This is a genomic window from Pseudochrobactrum kiredjianiae (assembly GCF_030362795.1).
Classification (GTDB): Bacteria; Pseudomonadota; Alphaproteobacteria; order Rhizobiales; family Rhizobiaceae; genus Pseudochrobactrum; species Pseudochrobactrum kiredjianiae.
Genome location: NZ_JAUCBM010000002.1, coordinates 111,362 through 130,744 on the forward strand (window position 1 = coordinate 111,362; position 19,383 = coordinate 130,744).

General features: G+C 50.8%; 14 protein-coding genes and 1 pseudogene. 2 read left to right on the top strand and 13 right to left on the bottom strand.

Annotated features, from left to right (window positions below; genetic code table 11):
* Nucleotides 1–9: 9 nt before the first annotated feature.
* From QUF18_RS06590 to QUF18_RS06620, 7 genes and pseudogenes are all read right to left on the bottom strand, one after another.
* Nucleotides 10–1,293: a glycerate kinase type-2 family protein gene (locus QUF18_RS06590; protein ID WP_289386490.1), complete on the bottom strand. Its 1,284-nt coding sequence runs from the start codon at nt 1,291–1,293 to the stop codon at nt 10–12.
* 183 nt (nt 1,294–1,476) lie between these two features.
* Nucleotides 1,477–2,469, bottom strand: a pseudogene (locus QUF18_RS20370) (NAD(P)-dependent oxidoreductase); the annotation flags it as partial.
* A 23-nt stretch (nt 2,470–2,492) separates the two neighbouring features.
* Entirely contained in the window at nt 2,493–3,083 is a 591-nt protein-coding gene (locus QUF18_RS06600; protein WP_289386284.1) for an RES family NAD+ phosphorylase, read from the bottom strand.
* Complete coding sequence (locus QUF18_RS06605; protein WP_289386285.1) at nt 3,080–3,634, bottom strand: hypothetical protein; 555 nt, start codon at nt 3,632–3,634, stop codon at nt 3,080–3,082. Before QUF18_RS06605 ends, QUF18_RS06600 begins: the two co-directional genes overlap by 4 nt.
* Nucleotides 3,635–3,738: 104 nt before the next feature.
* Nucleotides 3,739–4,980 (bottom strand): NAD(P)/FAD-dependent oxidoreductase, encoded by a 1,242-nt coding sequence (locus QUF18_RS06610; protein ID WP_289386286.1) that lies wholly within the window; start codon nt 4,978–4,980, stop codon nt 3,739–3,741.
* A gap of 146 nt (nt 4,981–5,126) precedes the next feature.
* Nucleotides 5,127–5,888 (bottom strand): ABC transporter substrate-binding protein, encoded by a 762-nt coding sequence (locus QUF18_RS06615; RefSeq protein ID WP_289386287.1) that lies wholly within the window; start codon nt 5,886–5,888, stop codon nt 5,127–5,129.
* Between the two features lie 146 nt (nt 5,889–6,034).
* Nucleotides 6,035–7,108: a saccharopine dehydrogenase family protein gene (locus QUF18_RS06620; RefSeq protein ID WP_289386288.1), complete on the bottom strand. Its 1,074-nt coding sequence runs from the start codon at nt 7,106–7,108 to the stop codon at nt 6,035–6,037.
* A gap of 228 nt (nt 7,109–7,336) precedes the next feature.
* On the opposite strand from QUF18_RS06620, the gene QUF18_RS06625 reads away from it, so the two are divergent.
* A complete protein-coding gene (locus tag QUF18_RS06625) occupies nt 7,337–7,765 on the top strand; it encodes an Lrp/AsnC family transcriptional regulator (protein ID WP_289386289.1) in 429 nt (142 codons plus the stop codon).
* Between the two features lie 114 nt (nt 7,766–7,879).
* On the opposite strand, the gene QUF18_RS06630 is transcribed toward QUF18_RS06625, so the two are convergent.
* From QUF18_RS06630 to QUF18_RS06655, 6 genes are all read right to left on the bottom strand, one after another.
* Nucleotides 7,880–10,795, bottom strand: coding sequence for a TonB-dependent receptor (locus QUF18_RS06630; RefSeq protein ID WP_289386290.1), 2,916 nt, complete (start codon nt 10,793–10,795; stop codon nt 7,880–7,882).
* 84 nt (nt 10,796–10,879) lie between these two features.
* Nucleotides 10,880–11,860 carry a FecR family protein gene (locus QUF18_RS06635; protein WP_289386291.1) on the bottom strand — a complete coding sequence of 327 codons (981 nt, stop codon included), beginning with the start codon at nt 11,858–11,860 and terminating at the stop codon, nt 10,880–10,882.
* A gap of 61 nt (nt 11,861–11,921) precedes the next feature.
* A complete protein-coding gene (locus QUF18_RS06640) occupies nt 11,922–12,425 on the bottom strand; it encodes an RNA polymerase sigma factor (protein WP_289386292.1) in 504 nt (167 codons plus the stop codon).
* Nucleotides 12,426–12,631: 206 nt separating this feature from the next.
* Nucleotides 12,632–14,323: an aspartate-alanine antiporter gene (gene aspT, locus QUF18_RS06645; RefSeq protein ID WP_289386293.1), complete on the bottom strand. Its 1,692-nt coding sequence runs from the start codon at nt 14,321–14,323 to the stop codon at nt 12,632–12,634.
* Nucleotides 14,324–14,499: 176 nt separating this feature from the next.
* Nucleotides 14,500–17,211, bottom strand: a complete 2,712-nt coding sequence (locus tag QUF18_RS06650) for an aminotransferase class I/II-fold pyridoxal phosphate-dependent enzyme (protein ID WP_289386294.1) — start codon at nt 17,209–17,211, stop codon at nt 14,500–14,502.
* Between the two features lie 211 nt (nt 17,212–17,422).
* Nucleotides 17,423–18,082, bottom strand: coding sequence for an ArsR/SmtB family transcription factor (locus QUF18_RS06655; RefSeq protein ID WP_289386295.1), 660 nt, complete (start codon nt 18,080–18,082; stop codon nt 17,423–17,425).
* A 79-nt stretch (nt 18,083–18,161) separates the two neighbouring features.
* Here QUF18_RS06655 and QUF18_RS06660 point away from each other — a divergent pair, with 79 nt between their 5' ends.
* Nucleotides 18,162–19,361: an MFS transporter gene (locus tag QUF18_RS06660; RefSeq protein WP_289386296.1), complete on the top strand. Its 1,200-nt coding sequence runs from the start codon at nt 18,162–18,164 to the stop codon at nt 19,359–19,361.
* Nucleotides 19,362–19,383 lie beyond the last annotated feature (22 nt).

Here is a 19,383-nt window from a genome sequence, read left to right on the forward strand (position 1 = left end):
CCTGCAAGATTAGCTGATTAATATGGCACGGAAATCATTGACATTTGTACCGGTCGGCCCTGTCACGAACAGATCGCCGCTTGCATCAAACGCGCTCCAGCTGTCGTGCCCTGCGAGATATTGCTTCGCATCCAACCCCAGCGCTGTCATGCGCTGAATTGTGCTGCCATCCGCGAAAGCACCGGCATTATTTTCCGAACCGTCAATGCCATCCGTATCCGCAGCGAGAGCGTGAATATTTGCACTCCCTGCAATATTCAGCGCCAATGCCAGCATGAATTCACTGTTGCGACCACCCTTACCGGCTTTAGAACCGGAACCGAGCGTTACTGTTGTTTCACCGCCGGACAACAACAACAAAGGTTGTTCTGCCTGACGATTACGCGCCTGATATTGTGCCATTGCCGCATGCATCAGCGCGATATCTTTCGCCTCACCTTCAATAGCATCGGAGAGAATGTGCGTTTCAACACCCTGCTCTTCCGCCAACTTTGCTGCCGCCGCCAGTGACTGTGCTGCACTGGCGATAATATGGTGGCTGTGACGGGCAAATACCGTATCATCCGGCAGCGGTGCATCGGCTGCAGCGCTTTGCAAATGTGCCATTACCTTTTCCGGTAATTGCATCTTATAATGTTCAATATATTTCAGTGCATCATGGCGGGTCGCACGATCAGCAATCGTCGGCCCCGAGGCAATCAGTGCCGGATCATCCCCCGGAATATCCGAGACAATCAGACTGACCATGCGGGCAGATCCTGCGAGGGCAGCAAGCCTGCCACCTTTGATCGTAGAGACATGCTTACGGATAGCATTCATCACGCTGATCGGCGCACCACTGGCAAGCAAAGCGGCATTGACCGCCTGCTCATCCGCCAATGTCAGCCCCTCTGGTGGTGCAGGCAACAGAGCAGACCCGCCGCCGCAGATCAATGCGATGACCAGATCATCTTTATGGAGGTCTTGTAAAACAGCTTTCAACTGTTTTGCTGCTTCCAGTCCCGCTTCATCCGGCACCGGATGCGCAGCTTCCAGCACTTTAATGAAACGGCACTCAGCGCCATAGCCATAGCGCGTGACAACCACGCCCTGCGGCGCAGGATTTCCGGCCTCAACCCATAGGGTCTCAAAGGCTTGCGCCATTTGTGCAGCGCCCTTACCGGCGCCGATTACAATCGTTCTGCCCTTTGGTGCCTGTGGCAAATAGGGTTTGAGACAATGCAGCGGATCAGCCGCCTGAACAGCTGTTTCAAACAGGGATTTAAGAAATTCCCGTTCCTTCCCCTGTTTCAATTTAAGCTGTGACCGTCCGATGCCTTGTGGCAGCTGACTACCACTATTGCTGTAACCGGCAGGCACTGCACCCACTGCGTTGATAATGCGCTGTTCGGTAATCGCCGCAAATATCTGATCAACCGCTTGTTTAGCGCCTGCAAGTCGTGACGAGTGGTCAGTATCTGCCGCCGCATGCGGCAACAACAACATGGCTTCCGGATATTTTTTTGCCAGTGGCAGATATGGAACCAGCGGTCCTGACAACAAACCATCTTTTTCGAACAGGTCAGCATCAACCGCAGCATTACGGATATGTCCGCTCTGCATCAGACTGTCCAATGCCGCGATATCCACCAGCTCACCACGGTCATAATTGATGACCATAGCACCTTCAGCCATTGCAGACAGTACACTATGGTTGACCAGATCCTGATTGCTGTAGCGCCCCGTCTCCTTATTCAGCACACCAAGCCCCAAATGCACACTCAGCACATCAGAATTTTGCGCAGCAGCTTCGGGTGTGGCTGCATAGGCATAGCCCTGACTTTCGATCCACTGACGATGATGTTCCCGTGCATAAATCGTGACATGCATAGCAAAGGCTTTCGCCAGTTTTGCCACTTCCATACCGATATTGCCGCTGCCGAGAATGGCAATCTTGCACCCTTCAAGTCCGGAACTCGGGAAACGCGCCAGATCGCGACCGGTATCAAAGCTGCCTTTCAGCACCTGTGCATAAAGTGTGGCGGTGTCCAGATCAGGACGAAATTGCAGAAGTGCTTTCAGCACCATCTGCGCGGTAATACGGCTGTTGATGCCCGGTGTATTCATCAATGGCGCTGCCCCGGAGACCCATGATTGCGACTGCATATTGCCGGTGCCTGCGCCAATGCGCACACCACCCTCAGCAAACAGGCATTGCGGCGGAATGCGGGTGGCGGCAGCAATCACCGCATCATATTGCCCCTGTCCCGCAGCTGTGATCAGTTCCTCTTCAGTGCTCAGCTCAGGGCAATAGAAAAAATGTAATTTTCCGGCTGTAAGTTGCTCGCCTGCCTGCAAACCATAATCGTGAAAGACCCCGCCTTTATCTTCAATATAGCGGTGGATTTCATTCCATTGATGCCTGCCCTGTGCATCAAGACGCAACTCCAGATGATCCGTAATCAGGATTTTGGCAGTTTTGTCCGACATAATTCAGTTCCCTTGTATTTTCATTAGTAGGGTGCGATACCCAGATTATAGTGATTGGCAATCTGCCAGAACCAGTCTTTATCGAGATCTTCCTGTCTCGTTTGGATCGTTATAAGTTCTGCACAATGATCGAACAAAGCATAGCAAAGCTGCTCGTCATCATGGCGGGCATAATAGGCAATACCATCGATTTTTTCCGGATGATTATGCAGCGCCTTTGACCAGTTTTGCGACGCATCATAGGGCAAGCCACTGTGCAAAACCTCTGCCGTTGCTCCCAAGATAGCGAGACCGCGTCCGGCAAGTTTTGCCAGTTTCAGCGGTGCAGTATTCTCCAAAACCACATGCGCTTTTTTGTGTAACAGACCCAGATCAATCAGGCTGCGGCCTGGTTCACGTAAGAATGTTTCGGCAAATGCGCCTTCCGTTGCAGCGGCAGTATAAAGCACGCCATAGGATGCATCCGGTGCATTGAGCCTGCCCATATTTGAACGGTCAAAATAAACCGGCTCAAAGGCAGCGGTGTAGAAGCGATAAAGCTTGCTCCCCGCAGCCAGAGTAATCAGTTCAGGCTGTCGGGAAGCCAGATTTAAGGGCGGTTGAGGCCCGCTCACGCGCCTTGCAAACCATTAAGCCGTGCAGCTTCCAGCACCGGTTCCGTTTCACCGCGACGCAACAGTTCAATTGGCTTTTTACCGTTGAGACGCGCATCCGGCCTGCTCAGGAAATTCAGTATAAACCATGGGTTAGCACTACCAAGTGCCTGACGCACAGCTTTCAATCCGGCAACAATACTGCCGTCATTGAGAAACTGAATTGTCGGATAGGCACGACGGTTCGCTGGACCAGGCACAGCCAGCAAAGTCCCCTCCTGAACACGTTTATCCACCGCCTGACGGGAAATACCCTGCAATAACAAGCGTACCTGCTCCAGCGTATAAGCACCGCCAGCTTCGCGTAAATCCTGCTGAGCAATTTCCACACCACGCAGCAAAGCCAGCGCACGGGCATCCGGCTGGTAGGCCTCTTTCGCCACAGCCTTGCCCGCAGTTTGCAGTGCAGGCTGGCGCTTTACGCGACTTGTCGTAGCGCGTGCCTTGGTATTAGCGGCAGAGGACTGCTGCATTTTCTTATGCTCAGGTGTGCTTTGCGTTGTCTGTGCCATAATCATCTCCTGTCTTTAAGATGATACTGCACAGGCAGGTTGTCAAGTTTGCTTATATTGTCAAAGTTGACAAGGTTGCATGCTACAACATAACTGGAAATACTCTAGAGAAAACGACTGACAGAATACGGCTCTGCCGGAATGAAAGTCTTTTCACCGGTCATCATTTCCGCCAGCAAACGACCGGACGCAGGCCCTAATGTCAGCCCGTGATGCGCATGACCGAAATTCATCCATAGACCCGCCTTATTCGGCACAGCGCCGATAACAGGGCACATATCCGGCATACAAGGACGTAGTCCCAGCCATGGCTGTGCTTCAACCGGCTTACCCAAGGAAGGCAGAACTTTGCGCGCGCGTTTCTCGGCACGATCCAGCAAAATACGATTAGCCGGTGCATCCGGTGAGCCAAATTCAATACCGGTGGTCAAACGCATCCCCTGACGCATCGGCGCCATGACATAACCACCTTCAACCTCAACAACTGAGTGATTAAGTACGGCATCATCTTCCATGGAAAAGTGCAAATGCGTGCCGCGTTTAACCGCCATTGGCAGCTTGATGCCAGCCTGCTGATAAATCAGATGCGATTGCGGCCCCAAAGCCACAACAACATTGCGTGCTGTGACCTGCTCAGATGCACGCACAGACCAGCCATCGCTTTGCTGTTGCAAAGTTGTGGCATCACCATGCAGGAATATGCCGCCACGCTGTGTAAACAAAGCCGCATAGGCTTTGACCAATGCGGACGGATCACGCACCGTTTTCGGATCAAGCCAATGCACTGCACCGGCAATATTGCGCATCGAAGGTTCGGTTGCAGCAAAGCCGGCACGATCCAGCACTTTATAATTCAGGCCAAAACGATCCAGCGACGGCAGAGTTTTAATGAAACTATTCAGCGCTTCTTCACTGCAAAATGCCTCCAGCCAGCCTTTACTCTGCACCAGGTTGTCACAACCGGCCTGTTCAATCAGGAAATCATGTTCTGTCACGCAGGATTCCACCAGTGGCAGCATGGCTTCAGTCGCTTTAGCCAGTCGCTCCGGTGAGGAATTGCGCCAGAACTGAAACAGCCACGGTGCCATTTTCGGCATATAGGCCAGATCATAACGCACATCTGAACGGTTATTCAGCGCATATTTTACCAGATTAGCGAAGCCACGCGGAAAGGAATAGGGAATAACGCTTGAGCGTTCAATCAGACCGGCATTGCCATAGCTGGTGCCTTCACCCGGGTCTTGTCTGTCGATCAGACAAACGGCATGACCGCGTGCCTGCAAATGAAGTGCCGTGCTGACACCGATAATGCCTGCACCCAGAATGATTGTATCGAATTTACGCATGAGATGGCCGGAAAATGCGGGTCATAAACTGCAAACCGGAGCATACCGGCCGGAAGTTGTGCCACGGAATGACTGAAAAACAGAAGTAAGAGAAATGAGCGCGCAAAACTGCGCGCTCATCAAGCAAGTATCAAATACCCTTCAGATCAATAAATATCGAAGTCGAAATACTTCTGCATGATCTTGGCATAGGTGCCGTTCTTACGGATACCATCAATAGCTGTATTGAACTGCGCCTTCAGAGCATCATTGCCTTTTTTGAGCGCAATACCGGTTTCTGTCTGTGTTCCCGGCACGTCTTCCAGCATGATACAGCAATCTTTACCGGTTGTTTTCGCCCAGTCTGCAATCGGGAACTTGTCAGAAATTACAGCATCCAGACGACCGGTGGCGAGATCAGCCACAGCTTCATCATTGGTCGGATAGAGTTTGATATCCGCACCCGCTTTGGCAAGCACATCTTCAGCATAAATCGACTGTGTTGTGCCGCCCTGCGCGCCGATGGTTTTACCTTTAAAGTTCTCTGTCTTGGTATCTTTAATCGGGCTGTCTTTAGGGACAACGATCGCCAGCGGCGTGGAATAATATTTATTACTGAAATCAACCTGTTTCAGGCGATCTTCCGTAATACTCATCGATGCAATAACCGCATCAAATTTATTGGACTGCAGACCCGGGATCATGCCATCCCAGTCATTGGCAACGATCGTGCATTTTGCTTTCATTTCTTCGCAAAGTGCGTTGGCAATATCAACGTCAAAACCTTTCAGCGAACCATCGGCATCAACAAAGTTGAATGGCGGATAGGCGCCTTCTGTAGCAATGCGGATTTCCTTGATTTCCTGCGCTCCGGCAGAAGCTGCAAATGACGCAATCAAAAGTCCTGCAAACAAAACAGATTTACGCATAATACCTCCCGTAAAATAAACCTGATATTTCAACCCGCAGCTAAACAGAAAAACGGGACAAAGGAAAGCCCTTGCCCCGTTTCTCATTGCATCATGCTATTCCAGTTTCGCATCAATAGATGCAAAAACCGGAATAATTTACTAAATTAGGCGTAAACTTTACCGAAACGGTTTGCGAGGAATTTATCCAGCGCAATATCTTCCTGCTTCATGAAGCCCTGTGCAGGAATGCTGCCGTCAGCAAGCATATCAACAACAGCGCAGATAGCGGAAGCTGTCGTGACCTGAATACCGGTCATTTCCAGATCGCCCTGTGTCTGGTTGTAAACCTTGTTTGCATAGGTTTCCTGAGTCAGACGACCATCCTTGTAACCGGTTACAGTTACGAAGATTACGATAACGTCCTGCTGGGTGCCAGGCACTGCAGTTTCAAGGATGTCCTTGAATACATCGCGGCGGTGACGCAGGCCGAGGTCGTTGAGCAAAGTTTTGAAGATATCGCAATGACCTGGGTAACGGATGGTGCGGTAGTTCAGGGTGCGAACTTTACCTTCGAGGGTTTCTGCCAGAGTGCCGAGACCGCCGGAAGTGTTGAAAGCTTCGTACTGAACGCCTTCGAGCGAGAATTCTTCGCGCTCTTCCATCGCAGGAACCAGTGTCAGTTTGCCGTTTACGATGGCTTCACATGGCTCGATATATTCGTTGATAACGCCGTCTGTGCTCCATGTCAGGTTGTAGGTGATGGAGTTGGTCGGGAACTGCGGCAGAGCGCCAACGCGCATGCCAATGGATTCCAGCTTGTCAAATTTCTTGGCCAGATCGTAAGCAACGATCGAGATGAAGCCCGGAGCCAGACCACACTGTGGAATGAACGCGGATTTAGCGGTTTTCGCCAGTTCTTTAACGTGGCGTGTGCTTGCAACGTCTTCAGTCAGGTCGAGGTAGTGAACGCCGGCTTTTGCAGCGGCATCAGCAATACGGATTGTCATCTGGTAAGGAGCAGCGCTGAGAACAGCAAATTTGCCAGCCAGAACAGCTTCAAGAGCGGATGCATCAGCAATATCAACAACTTTCGTTGTGATGTTCTTTTTGCCTGCGAGGGCTTTCAGCTGATCTTCCGAACGGTCTGTTACCGTTACATTATAATCACCGGTGTTACCCAGAAGCTGTGCAATTGTTACACCGATCTTACCGGCACCAACGACGACGACGTCTTTCATGACTGAACCTTTACTGACTGCTCTTGCTGTTCCATTTATCGCCCGTCAGATATGACTGCCTGCCCGAATAAATGTAACACATTAATAATACTGCATTATTTTTCGGACATGATGATTCACGACCAAAAGATGATGGCATAGAGTCGCAGAAATTTCGTCAAAAAGAAGTATCTAAAACGACGGAATGACGCTATATATTTGGTCGAAGTGACGTTGACGAGGTTCAAAATGACGACAAAAGCCGACATGGCCCTGATTGCTCTTTTACGCGAGAATGCCCGGGCATCAACAGCAACGCTGGCCAGACGGCTTGGAGTCTCCCGCACAACAGTACAGAGCCGCATCGACCGGTTGGAAAAGCGCGGCATTATTACCGGCTACACAGTTAAATTATCGTCAGAGCATGAGAGCCATCTGGTACGCGCCCATGTACTGGTGACTGCACTGCCAAAATTCTCGCCAAAAGTTGAAATCGGCCTCAAAACCATGATGGCCGTGCGCTCGGTTCATTCAATCAGCGGTAATTTTGATATGATTGTGATTGTTGAAGCACCGTCAATCGGTGAACTCGACAGTGTGCTGGATCAGATCGGCGCCTTGGAAGGGGTTGAGCGCACAATGTCGTCAATCATACTCTCCACACGCATTGAGCGCTGATAAGAAGCATATTACGCCGGAAAAATGCGTTGTAAAACACGGCAAGAGCCGGTGCATCATATGTAAAATACAACAAGTTCCGGCCATATGAGTGACCGGAACCTGAATTTCGCCTCAGAACTTAACTGAGAAACCAGCGCGATACGTGCGTCCCGGTGCAGGCATAAAACTTTGTGCCAGCGGATCCAGATAGTAGCGGTTCCCGATATTCTGCACCGATGCATTGAACACGGCATCTTCACGCAATTTATAGCTGACAAAAGCATCAAACAGCGTAACCGGCTTATAGATAATCTGCGGCGTGGTTGCACCTGTCTGCCACGGCTTGTCGATTGTCTCGGTCGGCCCTGATGTATAGGTCATACGGCCACCAATAGTCAGTTTTTCTTCAAAGAAACGGCTGCCAAGTGTCAAATTTGCTGCATATTTCGGCGGGTTCTGTGTATTAGTGAAAGACCCCATATAGCTGCCGGGGGTGCAATCCGGTGTATTTTCGGTCGGCTGATATTTATTGGCACTTGCCCGCAAACGCGCTGCGAAATTTGCATCACAAGTTTCCGTTTTGAAATAATACGTCGCGGAAAGATCAGCAAAAATCCGGCCATTATCATAGCTCGACTGGAACTCAAGCCCGTTCGCTTTATAGCTGTCGGCATTGCTGAACGTCATCAGACCGTTGGATGTCGGGTCATAATAACGGCTGATGTAATTTTTGATGTTATTGTCGAAATAAGCGAGCTTGAAAGACGCCGTATCGCCCTGCATGAACAGATCATCCTGTGTCGTGCTGGCACCAATCTCAATAGCGCGGGAACGCTCAGGTTTCAGACCTGTCGCAGGGTCAACCTGCAAGGTGCCGAGCGTGGTTTCAAACAGCGACGGTAGGCGGTAACCTTGTGTGTAGCTGGCATAGAGGAAAGTCTGCGGAATAATCTCGTAATTCACACCAAAGGCCGGTGTAAAACCACTGCCTTTGTTCGACATTTTCTCACCGCGGTCAAAACCTGTTACGATTTCATTATACCCTGCTTTGCCCACCGCCATATAAGTCGGCGTGCCATATTCATTAAACGGCGTACCGTCAAAAGGATTATTGGTATCGGCAGAAGCAATACCATTGTTCAGACGCGGATCGGTGGCATCGGTAAACTGTCCGTTTTCATCCGCACGCCAATACATGCTGTCCCATGTGCCTGGGCCTCTGGACAGAGAAATCCATTTGCCTAACACCTTTTCGCGGCGTGCAACGGATGGTGCATTGCGGTCATGCGAACTGTAGCGGCCATAACGCCCGCCCGCCCAGAACTGCAAATTCTCCCGCGGCTCATATTCAAGTTTACCGGTCAGACTGATTTCCGAACGATAACCGTCACGCAAATTGCGGTTCTGGTTGATGTCATGCTCACTGATCACAACATCTTTCTGCGGACGGATATTTTCATACTGGAACGAACCGCCAAGATCGAGCGCAAAGGCACCGGCTTCCGTGGTAAATTCAGACCGGTTGGAGAGATCACCACCTACACGCACATCATCCATACGCACCCATGTGCGATCCGGGCTCTTATAGACCTGCTGGGATTTCGGTCCGTTCGTGGCGTTGATCTGATCGCTTTTAGCGCTGGTGATCCAGAAATTAGCTTTAAAATCAACCAGATCATTATCGGTTGGTTTATACTGATAGCGTGCCGAGCCTGAATTGATAACAATACTGCCGGTCGGATACTGATAAAGCCCGGCGGTACCAAAACGGAAAATATCCGACGGCATGACCTCACCAAAACGTCCGTCATAATAACGGTAACTCAGCTCAAGCTGTTGTTCATCGGTTGGTTTGATTGTCGCCTTCAGCAGCACGGATTCCGTTTGTGAAGATGAGTTCAAAACCTCTTCTCCGGCCTTATAGGATTTGGCAACCGTGTTCTCTTCATAGCCGGATTTGGAGAATTGGCGATATTTATCGCGACCATGTTTACCGGCAAAGTAATTGCCCTGATTGCGCCGTGCATAGGCGGCAACCACATCCACAAAATCACTGGTATAAGCGGCAGCAATACTACCGGATTTCGCTGCCGAGCCAAAAATATCAGGACGACCGCTCCGTACATCTGCGTTAAGCTCGGATACAGAACTGACCTGATCCGGACGGTACGGCTGCTTCACACCGTTGTCCCATAATTCGCCTTTCAGACGCACACCGAAAGTCTGACCGGGTTTAAGAATATCCTGAACGCGCAAGGTCGTCATTCTGACCGCACCACCGATCGCACCGGCTGCGGCTGGTGCCAGGTCAGGCCCCTTGCTGATCACCACATCGCTGATCAGATCGGGATCAATATAGCTACGCTGCTGCGTACCGGCATAGCCACGATAAACATTAAGTGATTGCTGGGAACCATCCACGGTCACAGCCACACGGCTTTGCCCCTGTACACCGCGAATATTCACATCAAGACCGCCGCCGTTACGGCTATCTGCAACCTGCACACCCGGCAAGCCTTTCAACATATCGGCCGATGATACCGAACCATAGCGGTTAATCTGTTCTTCCGAGAGATAAACCGTGGATTTAGGTGCGGAATAAACGGCTGATGCGCCATCTATAGCTCCGGCAGGCGTGGTAATCGTAATCATATTCAGCTGGGTAGCGCCATCAGCATTCGCACCAGTGACAGTTGCGGGCGCTTCATCAGGCGCATAGAGGCTGACTGTGCGGCTGTCGACAAAACGATAATGTAGTTTAGAATGACCAAGAACGCGTTTGAGTGCTGCTTCCGGTGACTGACGTCCGATCACAGCTGCGGATTGTCCGGAAATTGCCCCGCCATTCTGGCGCACAACCTGTATGCCGGTGGTTGCCGTAAAATCAGCCAATGCTGTGAGCAGCGGTTTCGCAGGAATATTAAAATTATAGCTGGCGCGATCCTGTGCCGTCGTGGCGGATTGCGCCAAAGCACCAGCCGGATAAGCGGACATAAGCGCAATGAGCGAAACACCGCTGGCGGTGAACGCAGTTCTGATGGTCTTCATTCTGGACGTTTCCTGTTCAAATTCAAGGACGTCAGGCCCTTAATGAAAGAACGGTTTGCCCGAATAAAACCCGTAAAAATAATTTTACCGGTAGATAATTGTCATCAAACCCGGCACGCGCACCACGGTCAGATTGAGCGTGCTGCGCAGAGCATCAAAAACCGCATCAGGATCTTGTGCCTGAAACACGCCGGATACCGGCAGAGTTTCCAGCTCTTTATCGCTGAGAATAATACGCCCCGCAGTATATTTACCAAGCTCTTGCAGCACCGCTTTAAGCGGTGTCTGATTCATCATGATCAAGCCGCGCCGCCATGCGAGACGGGCTTCCGCATTGCCATCGCGGATTTGCTCAATCCTGTCTTTGGTCACCGTAGCACTGTCTCCGGCTTCCAGCCGGACGGTGTCCGTCCTGTCTTTGGAATGAACCGCAACCAGCCCGCGCTCAACAGTCACTTTGGTCACGTCAGGCTCCAGCTCAACAGCAAAGGCTGTGCCGAGTACATGCACAGATGTTGTACCGCCGTTGACATTAAACGGCCGGTTTTCATTCCGTGTCACATCAAACCATGCGCGACCACGGATCAGCTCGACATTGCGTTCCGCATCACTGAAATTCGTATTAATAGCACTGTCGCCATCCAGATAGACGCGTGATCCGTCACTCAGGGTTAATTCGCTATAGGTGCCGGGCGCTACAGCATATTCAGCAAAAGCACGCTGTATCAGCCCTGCATCGCGCCACAGTGCAGTTGACGTGAGGACGACCACAGCTGCTGCTGCAATACTGCTCCACTTAGCAAATTGTTTGCGCACAAATGGCCGCTGCTGTCTTTTACGATGCCAGCCGCTCTTGGCAGCTTCACGGGCAGGCGCTTTCAGATCCGTCCAGAGTTGCGCAGTTTGTTGATAGGCCAGCTCATGCATCGGGCTTTGCTCAAGCCATGCCTGAAAAGACTGCTGCACATCTGCACTGACCGGCTGAGTGCTCATTCTTACAAACCATTGTGCCGCATCTTCAATCGCAGCATCTGTCAAAAGTTCAGAACTGTTGGTTTTCAGCATGAGGTGAAGCATTTTCCATAGAGCACGCAGTTGCCTGCAAATTGACGACAGACAAAAACAATCATTTTTGACCACGCATTTGCTGCCATTTATGACAGTAAGCAATTGCCGCTGCCATTTCTTTTTCAACCGTACTCAGTGAAAGCTGTAAATAATGCGCGATTTGCTGATAGGTCATACCGTCCACTCTGGCCAGCAGAAAGATCTGCGCACGGCGTTCCGGCAAGGCATTGATAACATCCAGCAAAGCGAAAAGCTCATGACGCGCCTCTATAATCCGCTCCGGTTGGATAAGGTCTGATACCTCGCTATAACGCGGTTCATATCCGGCAGTGTCAGGATGTATTTTGCGGCTGCGAAGCTGATCCAGAGCCAGCGTGGTAACGGTGCGAACCACCAGCCCGCTATCATTCTCGGTTAAAGAACGTTTGGATAATTTAACATATGTATCGTGCAGAATATCTTCGGCATCCTGTGCATTGCCGAGAATACGGGCTGCCAGCCGTTTCAGACGCAAACGCTCCCTGACATAAATCCGTTCAAAGACAGCGTTCATGGGGGGCATAAAAAACCTGTAAATAAATAGCGTAGTCGCAATGCAAAATAACTAGACTTATTTACTCATATTTAAAATGAATAGCAAGTTGCCTTGTGGATAGCGCTGGCATTTATTCCGGCGACCTCCCTGCCCCCCTCTCAAACGCGAGAATATAGGCGAGGTTGTCAGTTGCAGCCTGAAACAAGCGCTGCAACTGACACTGTCTTTAAGGGCTAGAGCAGCAACAAAACCATCACCATGCCCCACATTGTCAGCAATGTATTGCTGATTGCATAGGGAACTGTATAGCCAAGCATCGGGACATTACTCTTGGCGGCCTCTGCCACCATTGCCACCGATGCGGTACTGGTGCGCGCACCACCACAGCAGCCCAAATTGATCGCCGGATCAAAACGGAAAATATATTTGCCGATATAAGGTGCCAGAAGCATCGGAGTCGCGGTTGCAAAAATCCCCCACAGGAACATTTCAAAACCGACTTCTTTAAGCCCTGCGATAAAGGTCGGCCCTGCGGTGATACCAACAACGGCGATAAAAATATTCAAACCCGCCGTGTTCATAAACCAAACGGTCGCGCTTGGTACATTCCCGATCTTCGGCGTAAAACTACGCAGCCAGCCGAAAATCAGACCAGCAATCAGTGCGCCGCCTGAAGTCGACAATGTAATCGGCACACCGCCGACCGGAATGACAATAGAACCGATCAGACCACCGAGAACGATACCTGCGCCCACCAGCACCATATCGGTTACGCTGGTCGGACGATCAGCATAGCCGATTGCATTAACAACAGCATCCGTATGGGTTTTGCTGCCCGTAATGCTGACAATATCACCGCGATAGACTTTGCTCTGCGCTTTAACCGGCACATCCACACTCATCGAACCGCGACGGATCCTCTTCAAAAACACACCGCGTGCGTATGGTTCTTCAGATAGATCAATCAACGAACGACCGGCCAGACCTTTATTCGTCACCACCACATCAACATGCTCAATCGGAATATCGAGCAGCTCATGGTCCGCCACTTCATCCGCATAATTCGTCCAGCGCACGATAGATTCATGCGGCCCGGAAACGGCAATAACATCGCCGACTTGCAAAATCGTCTCCGGCGTAAAGTCGATAATCTTACCATCGCGCCGCAAGCGCTCCAGATAAATCCGGCTTCCTGACATTTCCTCGGCTTCAGCCACCGTTTTGCCCGCCACCATATCCGGCCGCTCCAGGATAAAGGAGCGGACAAGAAACTGATGCCATGCGGTTTCAATCCCTGTGGCCGGCGCACCGACCGACATTTCACGCTCATAACGCTGGCACTCTTCCTGCAGATTAATCCGCAGCAATTTAGGCCCCAGAAATGCAACGATCATACCGGTGCCGATGGTGCCGAAGAGATAGGTCACCGCATAAGCAACCGGAATTGCATCAAGCTGTCTTTTAATCTCCGCAGGCTCCAGACCACTACGATTAAACGCATCTGTAGCAAGGCCGATAGAAGCCGAGATCGTCTGCGAACCGGCAAGCAGCCCGATAGCAGAACCCGGCTCGAAACCGGCGACAACGCTGGCAATATAAACGGACAACAGACAGAGCAGCGAAATCACCACCGCAAAAATGGCCTGCGGCAGACCATCGCTGGCAATGCCACGAAAAAACTGCGGCCCCACACCAAAACCCACAGCAAACAAGAACATAATGAAGAAAATAGATTTAATCTGCGGCGAAATTTCAATGCCGATCTGCCCGATGACGACACCGGCAAGCAGTGTGCCGGTTACTGCACCCAGATTAATCTTTCCGAATTTGATGGCTCCTACCCAGAAGCCGATGGCGAGTGCCAGAAATATCGCCAGTTCCGGTGCCGCGCGCAAGGCATCAGCAAACCAATCCCACAAGGCCATGTTTCGATCTCTCTCAATCAAACGCCGTATGCATTATCTGAAACACAAGCCGACGTTTCGTTGTAATGTCATGTCACGCAATGCGCATAAATGCTGTTTCCAGAAATGAACTGTGCTTCCGGAAATCTGTCTGCCGGAAGCACAGTTCTGCATCTATGCATGTTCAAACAAAGCGATCAGTTGCGTTTCAGAAGCTTGAGCCCCAAAGATTTGTCGTAACCGTGGATTTCCTTGACATCCAGTTTACGCATGAACTCGATAATCTCTGCGGTAATGACCTGTCCCGGCACCATAATCGGGAAGCCCGGCGGATACGGGATCACAAAATTCGCGGAAACAAGCTCAGGCCCCGACTTCAGGCGCTCATCAATGACATCGCTCTCAAGATGGATGTGTTCACACTCATCCATTTTATAGGCATCATAAAATGCCTTGCGAATATCACCGTGCAGCGTGTTGTGGCTCGGATCGCTACGATAACGCTCATCAAAACGACTGAAATTCGGCAGGTCCGGCACATCCTCGATCAGTGAGCGCACACGCTCATTAAACGCGGCTTTCCGCACCTCATTACCTTCTTTAAGCGCTGTTTCAATTTCCATGGAAATTTTGAGCAGCACGCGGATCAACAGAGCAATATCACTGCGGGAATTGTTGATATTGGATTGCAGCAAAATACTGTTACGCGATGTTTTATTGACTTGAATATTGAACTGATCGGCCAGCATCACTTTGAAGGCCGTACCGTCAAATCCGGCAGCACCACAGGTCAGTGTCATCCGTGTCGGATCAAGCAGAAATTCATCATCACGGATCGCATTGACCGCATCAGTCCAGCTGACATTCGGATCATTGACATCGCTCAGACCAGACGGTCGGTATTCTGCAGGTATCATTTCCGCATTGGTTAGTACTTTGAAATATTTCGAAATAACCGGATGAGAATTAATTCGCCGGCGAATTTCGAAAGCAATCTGCAAGGCATTTGCGACCAGACCATAACCTTCCAGCTCCATCTGGCGGCGTGCCACATCAAGGGTGGCAATGATCTGCAAATTCGGGCTGGTTGAAGCATGGGTGAAGACCGCTTCATGGAACTGGGCTTCCACATCGGCATAATCAACGTCACGCACCAAAACCACCGAGCCCTGACGCAGCGCAGACATGGATTTATGCACGGAGTTTGTCTGATAGACACGCAGGCGCACCGCATCGGGATTTGGCACAAGGCGCGTTTTCAGCAGTTGTTCGTCACTCGGATTATCGCCGAGTTCCTGCTGTTGTTTTTCCCATGCCTTTTTGGCTTCCGTTGTGCCGAGATATTCTTCGATTACCTGCGCGGCACCCATTGCCGTGCGCTGGCGCAGGAATGGCGACCAATGGGCAAAACCAAACCATGCCTCATCCCAAAGAAAGATCAGATCAGGCTTGATCGCCAGACATTCTTCCATCACGCGGCGGGTATTATAGATATGACCGTCAAAGGTACAGTTGGTCAGATCAACCATTTTCACACGGTCAAGCTGGCCATTCGCCCGCAAGGTCAGCAAAGCCTGTTTGATCGTGCTGAGCGGCACCGAACCATACATGGAATATTCTGTCAGCGGAAAGGATTCGACATAATAAGGAAGAGCCCCTGCCAGTACGCAGCCATAATGGTGTGACTTGTGGCAATTACGGTCAATAATCGCAATATCACCCGGCGCCAGCAGTGCCTGCAATACCATCTTATTACTGGTGGAGGTGCCGTTGGTGACAAAGAACACATGGTCTGCACCATAGGCGCGTGCAGCCATGGCCTGCGCTTCTTTAATATTGCCTGTAGGCTCCAGCAAGCTGTCGAGACCGCCGGTGGTAGCGGAACTTTCCGCCAAAAACAGATTGGCTCCGTAAAATTCGCCCATATCGCGAATCCAATGCGACTTGAAGACCGCTTTACCGCGCGCAATCGGCAAAGCATGAAATGTAGCGACAGGACGGGCGGCATAGCGTTTCAAATTATCAAAAAACGGTGTCTTATAACGCTTCTGCACACCTTCAAGTATGCTCAAATGCAGTTCCAGCGGCTCTTCTACCTGATAGAACAGACGGTTGAAGACACTGGCTTCCATGTCACCGGCCAGCTCTTCCACTTCACGGTCGCTCAAAAGATATAAATCCAGTTCCGGACGCACCTTTTTGATTGCCTGCGCAGTCGTGAGCGCCAATGCGCCTTCATCTTTAATCTTGCTGAAATTGGCCACTTCACCGATGGCATCGAGCAAAGGATTGTCAGTGGCAGATTTCGCAGAGAAACCTTCATACATGACAACGGCAGCGATTGACGGGTTCAACAACAAAGCCGTCAACGCATCTTCAGTATTGCCGACGATCACAGTTTCATAGACGAATTCATCTTCAACGCGGCGGATTGCACGGGTCTGCTGCACAATATGCTGCCAGCGTGACGTCATATGCGGTACGATGCTCAGCACTTCAAAATAAGGCTTGTTTGCTACGTGATTAATCGCTTGCGGCAAGCGGTCGGCAGGGGCGCTCTCATCCGCATCCACGGCATCCCAAGCATTGATATCTGCCATATATTTCTGAGAGATAATGGTTGTTGAGATATTCTGGGCAACCCGCAGAAATCCCTTTTCATCGCGGTCGGTTAAGCGCGCATGCAAACGATCCAGCAACGCGGCGCCCGGATATGCAAAGAAACGCTCGATAGAATTCAAACGCTGTAACGCCGCCTCAAGCTCGGCAAGAATAATCGTATTACCGGCAACCCAATCGCGCGCCATCGACAACACAGACAGCCATTGATCAGAACGCAAAGCTGGCGTTGCCAGTGATCTGCTAATCAATGAATGTTCAGACTGTAAATCTTCCGGAAACAAAGACATAGGAACCCTACCATTCTCATAATGTGATACGAGATATGATTAGAGTTCAGTAAATTATTACATGTCAATTAATAAGCATATTATAATATTAACATAATGAATATTGTTTTTTATATTCAGACAAATTTCAATTACGCAGAGATATTCTCATCTTGTGGAGATAATTTCTAAAAAATATTTGCATCCTTAAACAGTTTATTCTTGTCCCCTATCAAGCCACAACCTCGACCGCCAGGCCTGCGGCTTTCCACTCAGGAAATCCGTCTTGAAGACGGCGGATGCGAAAGCCTTTACTGCGCAATGCTGCCACGGCCTCAAAAGACAAGACACAATAAGCGCCACGGCAATAGGCGATGATTTCCGTGTCTTTCGGCAATTCGCTCAGGCGCTTTTCCAGCTCTTCCAGCGGAATATTGACAGCACCCGGCAAATGCCCCAGTGCAAATTCCTCATCCGGTCGCACATCAAGCAAAGTAACACCGCCATCGCGCATCGCGCTCATTAGCTCCTGACGGGATACCGGCTCCAAGCTGTCCAGATTATCAAAATAATCGGAAACAACTTCACGGACTTCGGCCTTATTTCGCTCGGCAAAATAGCGCAAAGCCGACAACAGTTCCAAAACCGGTCCGTCGCCCAGTCGATATAAGATCCTCTTACCGTCGCGGCGTGTATTCACAAAGCCGCCACGGCGCAATTGCTGCAAATGGGCAGATGTATTGGCAACGGACAAGCCGGTGATTTCTGCCAGCCTTTCGACCGAGCGCTCGCCCTGCGAAATATGCTCAAGCAAATCCAGCCGGTGCGCATGCCCGAGCACCCGCGCCAATTCAGCCAGTTGTTCCAGTAAATATGTTTTCGTATTGATCATTGACCGCTTTTCTATCATGCCTTAAACGATCAAACAAGTTTTTGAATGTTTGAAATAATAACATCATGAGGGGGAGATCATGACGGCTGCAACGGTAAAAGGGCAGGTTTTTCTGCTGGCGACGGCACAGGCACTGTTTCAGACAGCTTCCGTTATGGTCATGACGATTGGTGGCCTTGCAGGCGCACAGATTGCCTCAAAGCCGGAACTGGCCACAATACCCGTCGCTGCGATGTTTCTGGGTACCGCCGCGACTATGCTTCCCGCATCACTATGGATGGCACGCATTGGCCGGAAAGCCGGCTTCATCGCCGGTGCATTGCTAGGCACTAGCGGCGGCTTACTCGCAGCATTCGGACTGTGGCAATCCTCACTCCTGCTGCTATCGCTCGGTACATTTCTGGTCGGTTCCTATCAGGCCTTTGCGCAATTCTACCGCTTTGCAGCGGGCGAAATTGCTGACGATGCCTATCGCTCCAAAGCAATTTCTCTGGTGCTTGGCGGCGGTGTTGTCGCCGCGCTCGCAGGCCCCATGCTTGCTCGTGCGGGCGGAACATTGATGGTGCCGCCTTATATGGCCTCGTTCCTCTTGCTTGCTCTGGTGTCGCTGATCGCAGCCGGTATCCTCAGCCGCTTACACAGCCCTGCACCATCTGCACCGGCAACCGATGTTGAAACGGGGCGAACATGGCGTGAGATCGTAACGCAGCCAGCCTATCTGGTCGCCTTATTCGCTGCGGCAACCGGTTATGGCATTATGATTTTAGCGATGACAGCTACACCCATTGCCATGGGGCATCACCAGCATGAACTATCCTCGTCGACAATGGTTATCCAGCTGCATGTGCTGGGTATGTTTCTGCCGTCATTTTTCACCGGTTCACTCATCGCCCGTTTTGGCGTTATGCGCATTATGCTGACAGGACTCGCATTGTTCGGCGCGCATGTGGCGCTGGCACTGACAGGCACCGGCTTTGTCTCTTTCGCCAGTGCCCTAATTATGCTCGGTATCGGCTGGAATTTTCTGTATATCGGCGGCACAACCCTGCTGACAACCACCTATACTTCAGCCGAAAAAGGGCGCGCACAGGCAACAAATGACCTGTCCATTTTCATAGTTGGCCTTGCTTGTTCGTTCAGCGCCGGTGGTCTGCTGCAATATTTCGGCTGGCAGACGCTGAATATATTACTGATACCGTGGATTATGATTGCAGTCTTTGTCTTACTGCGCTTTTCCGCCCATCACAAAAGAACAATAATGTCTCATCGGATCGGCTAACAACCTGTAAAAAATTGTCCCG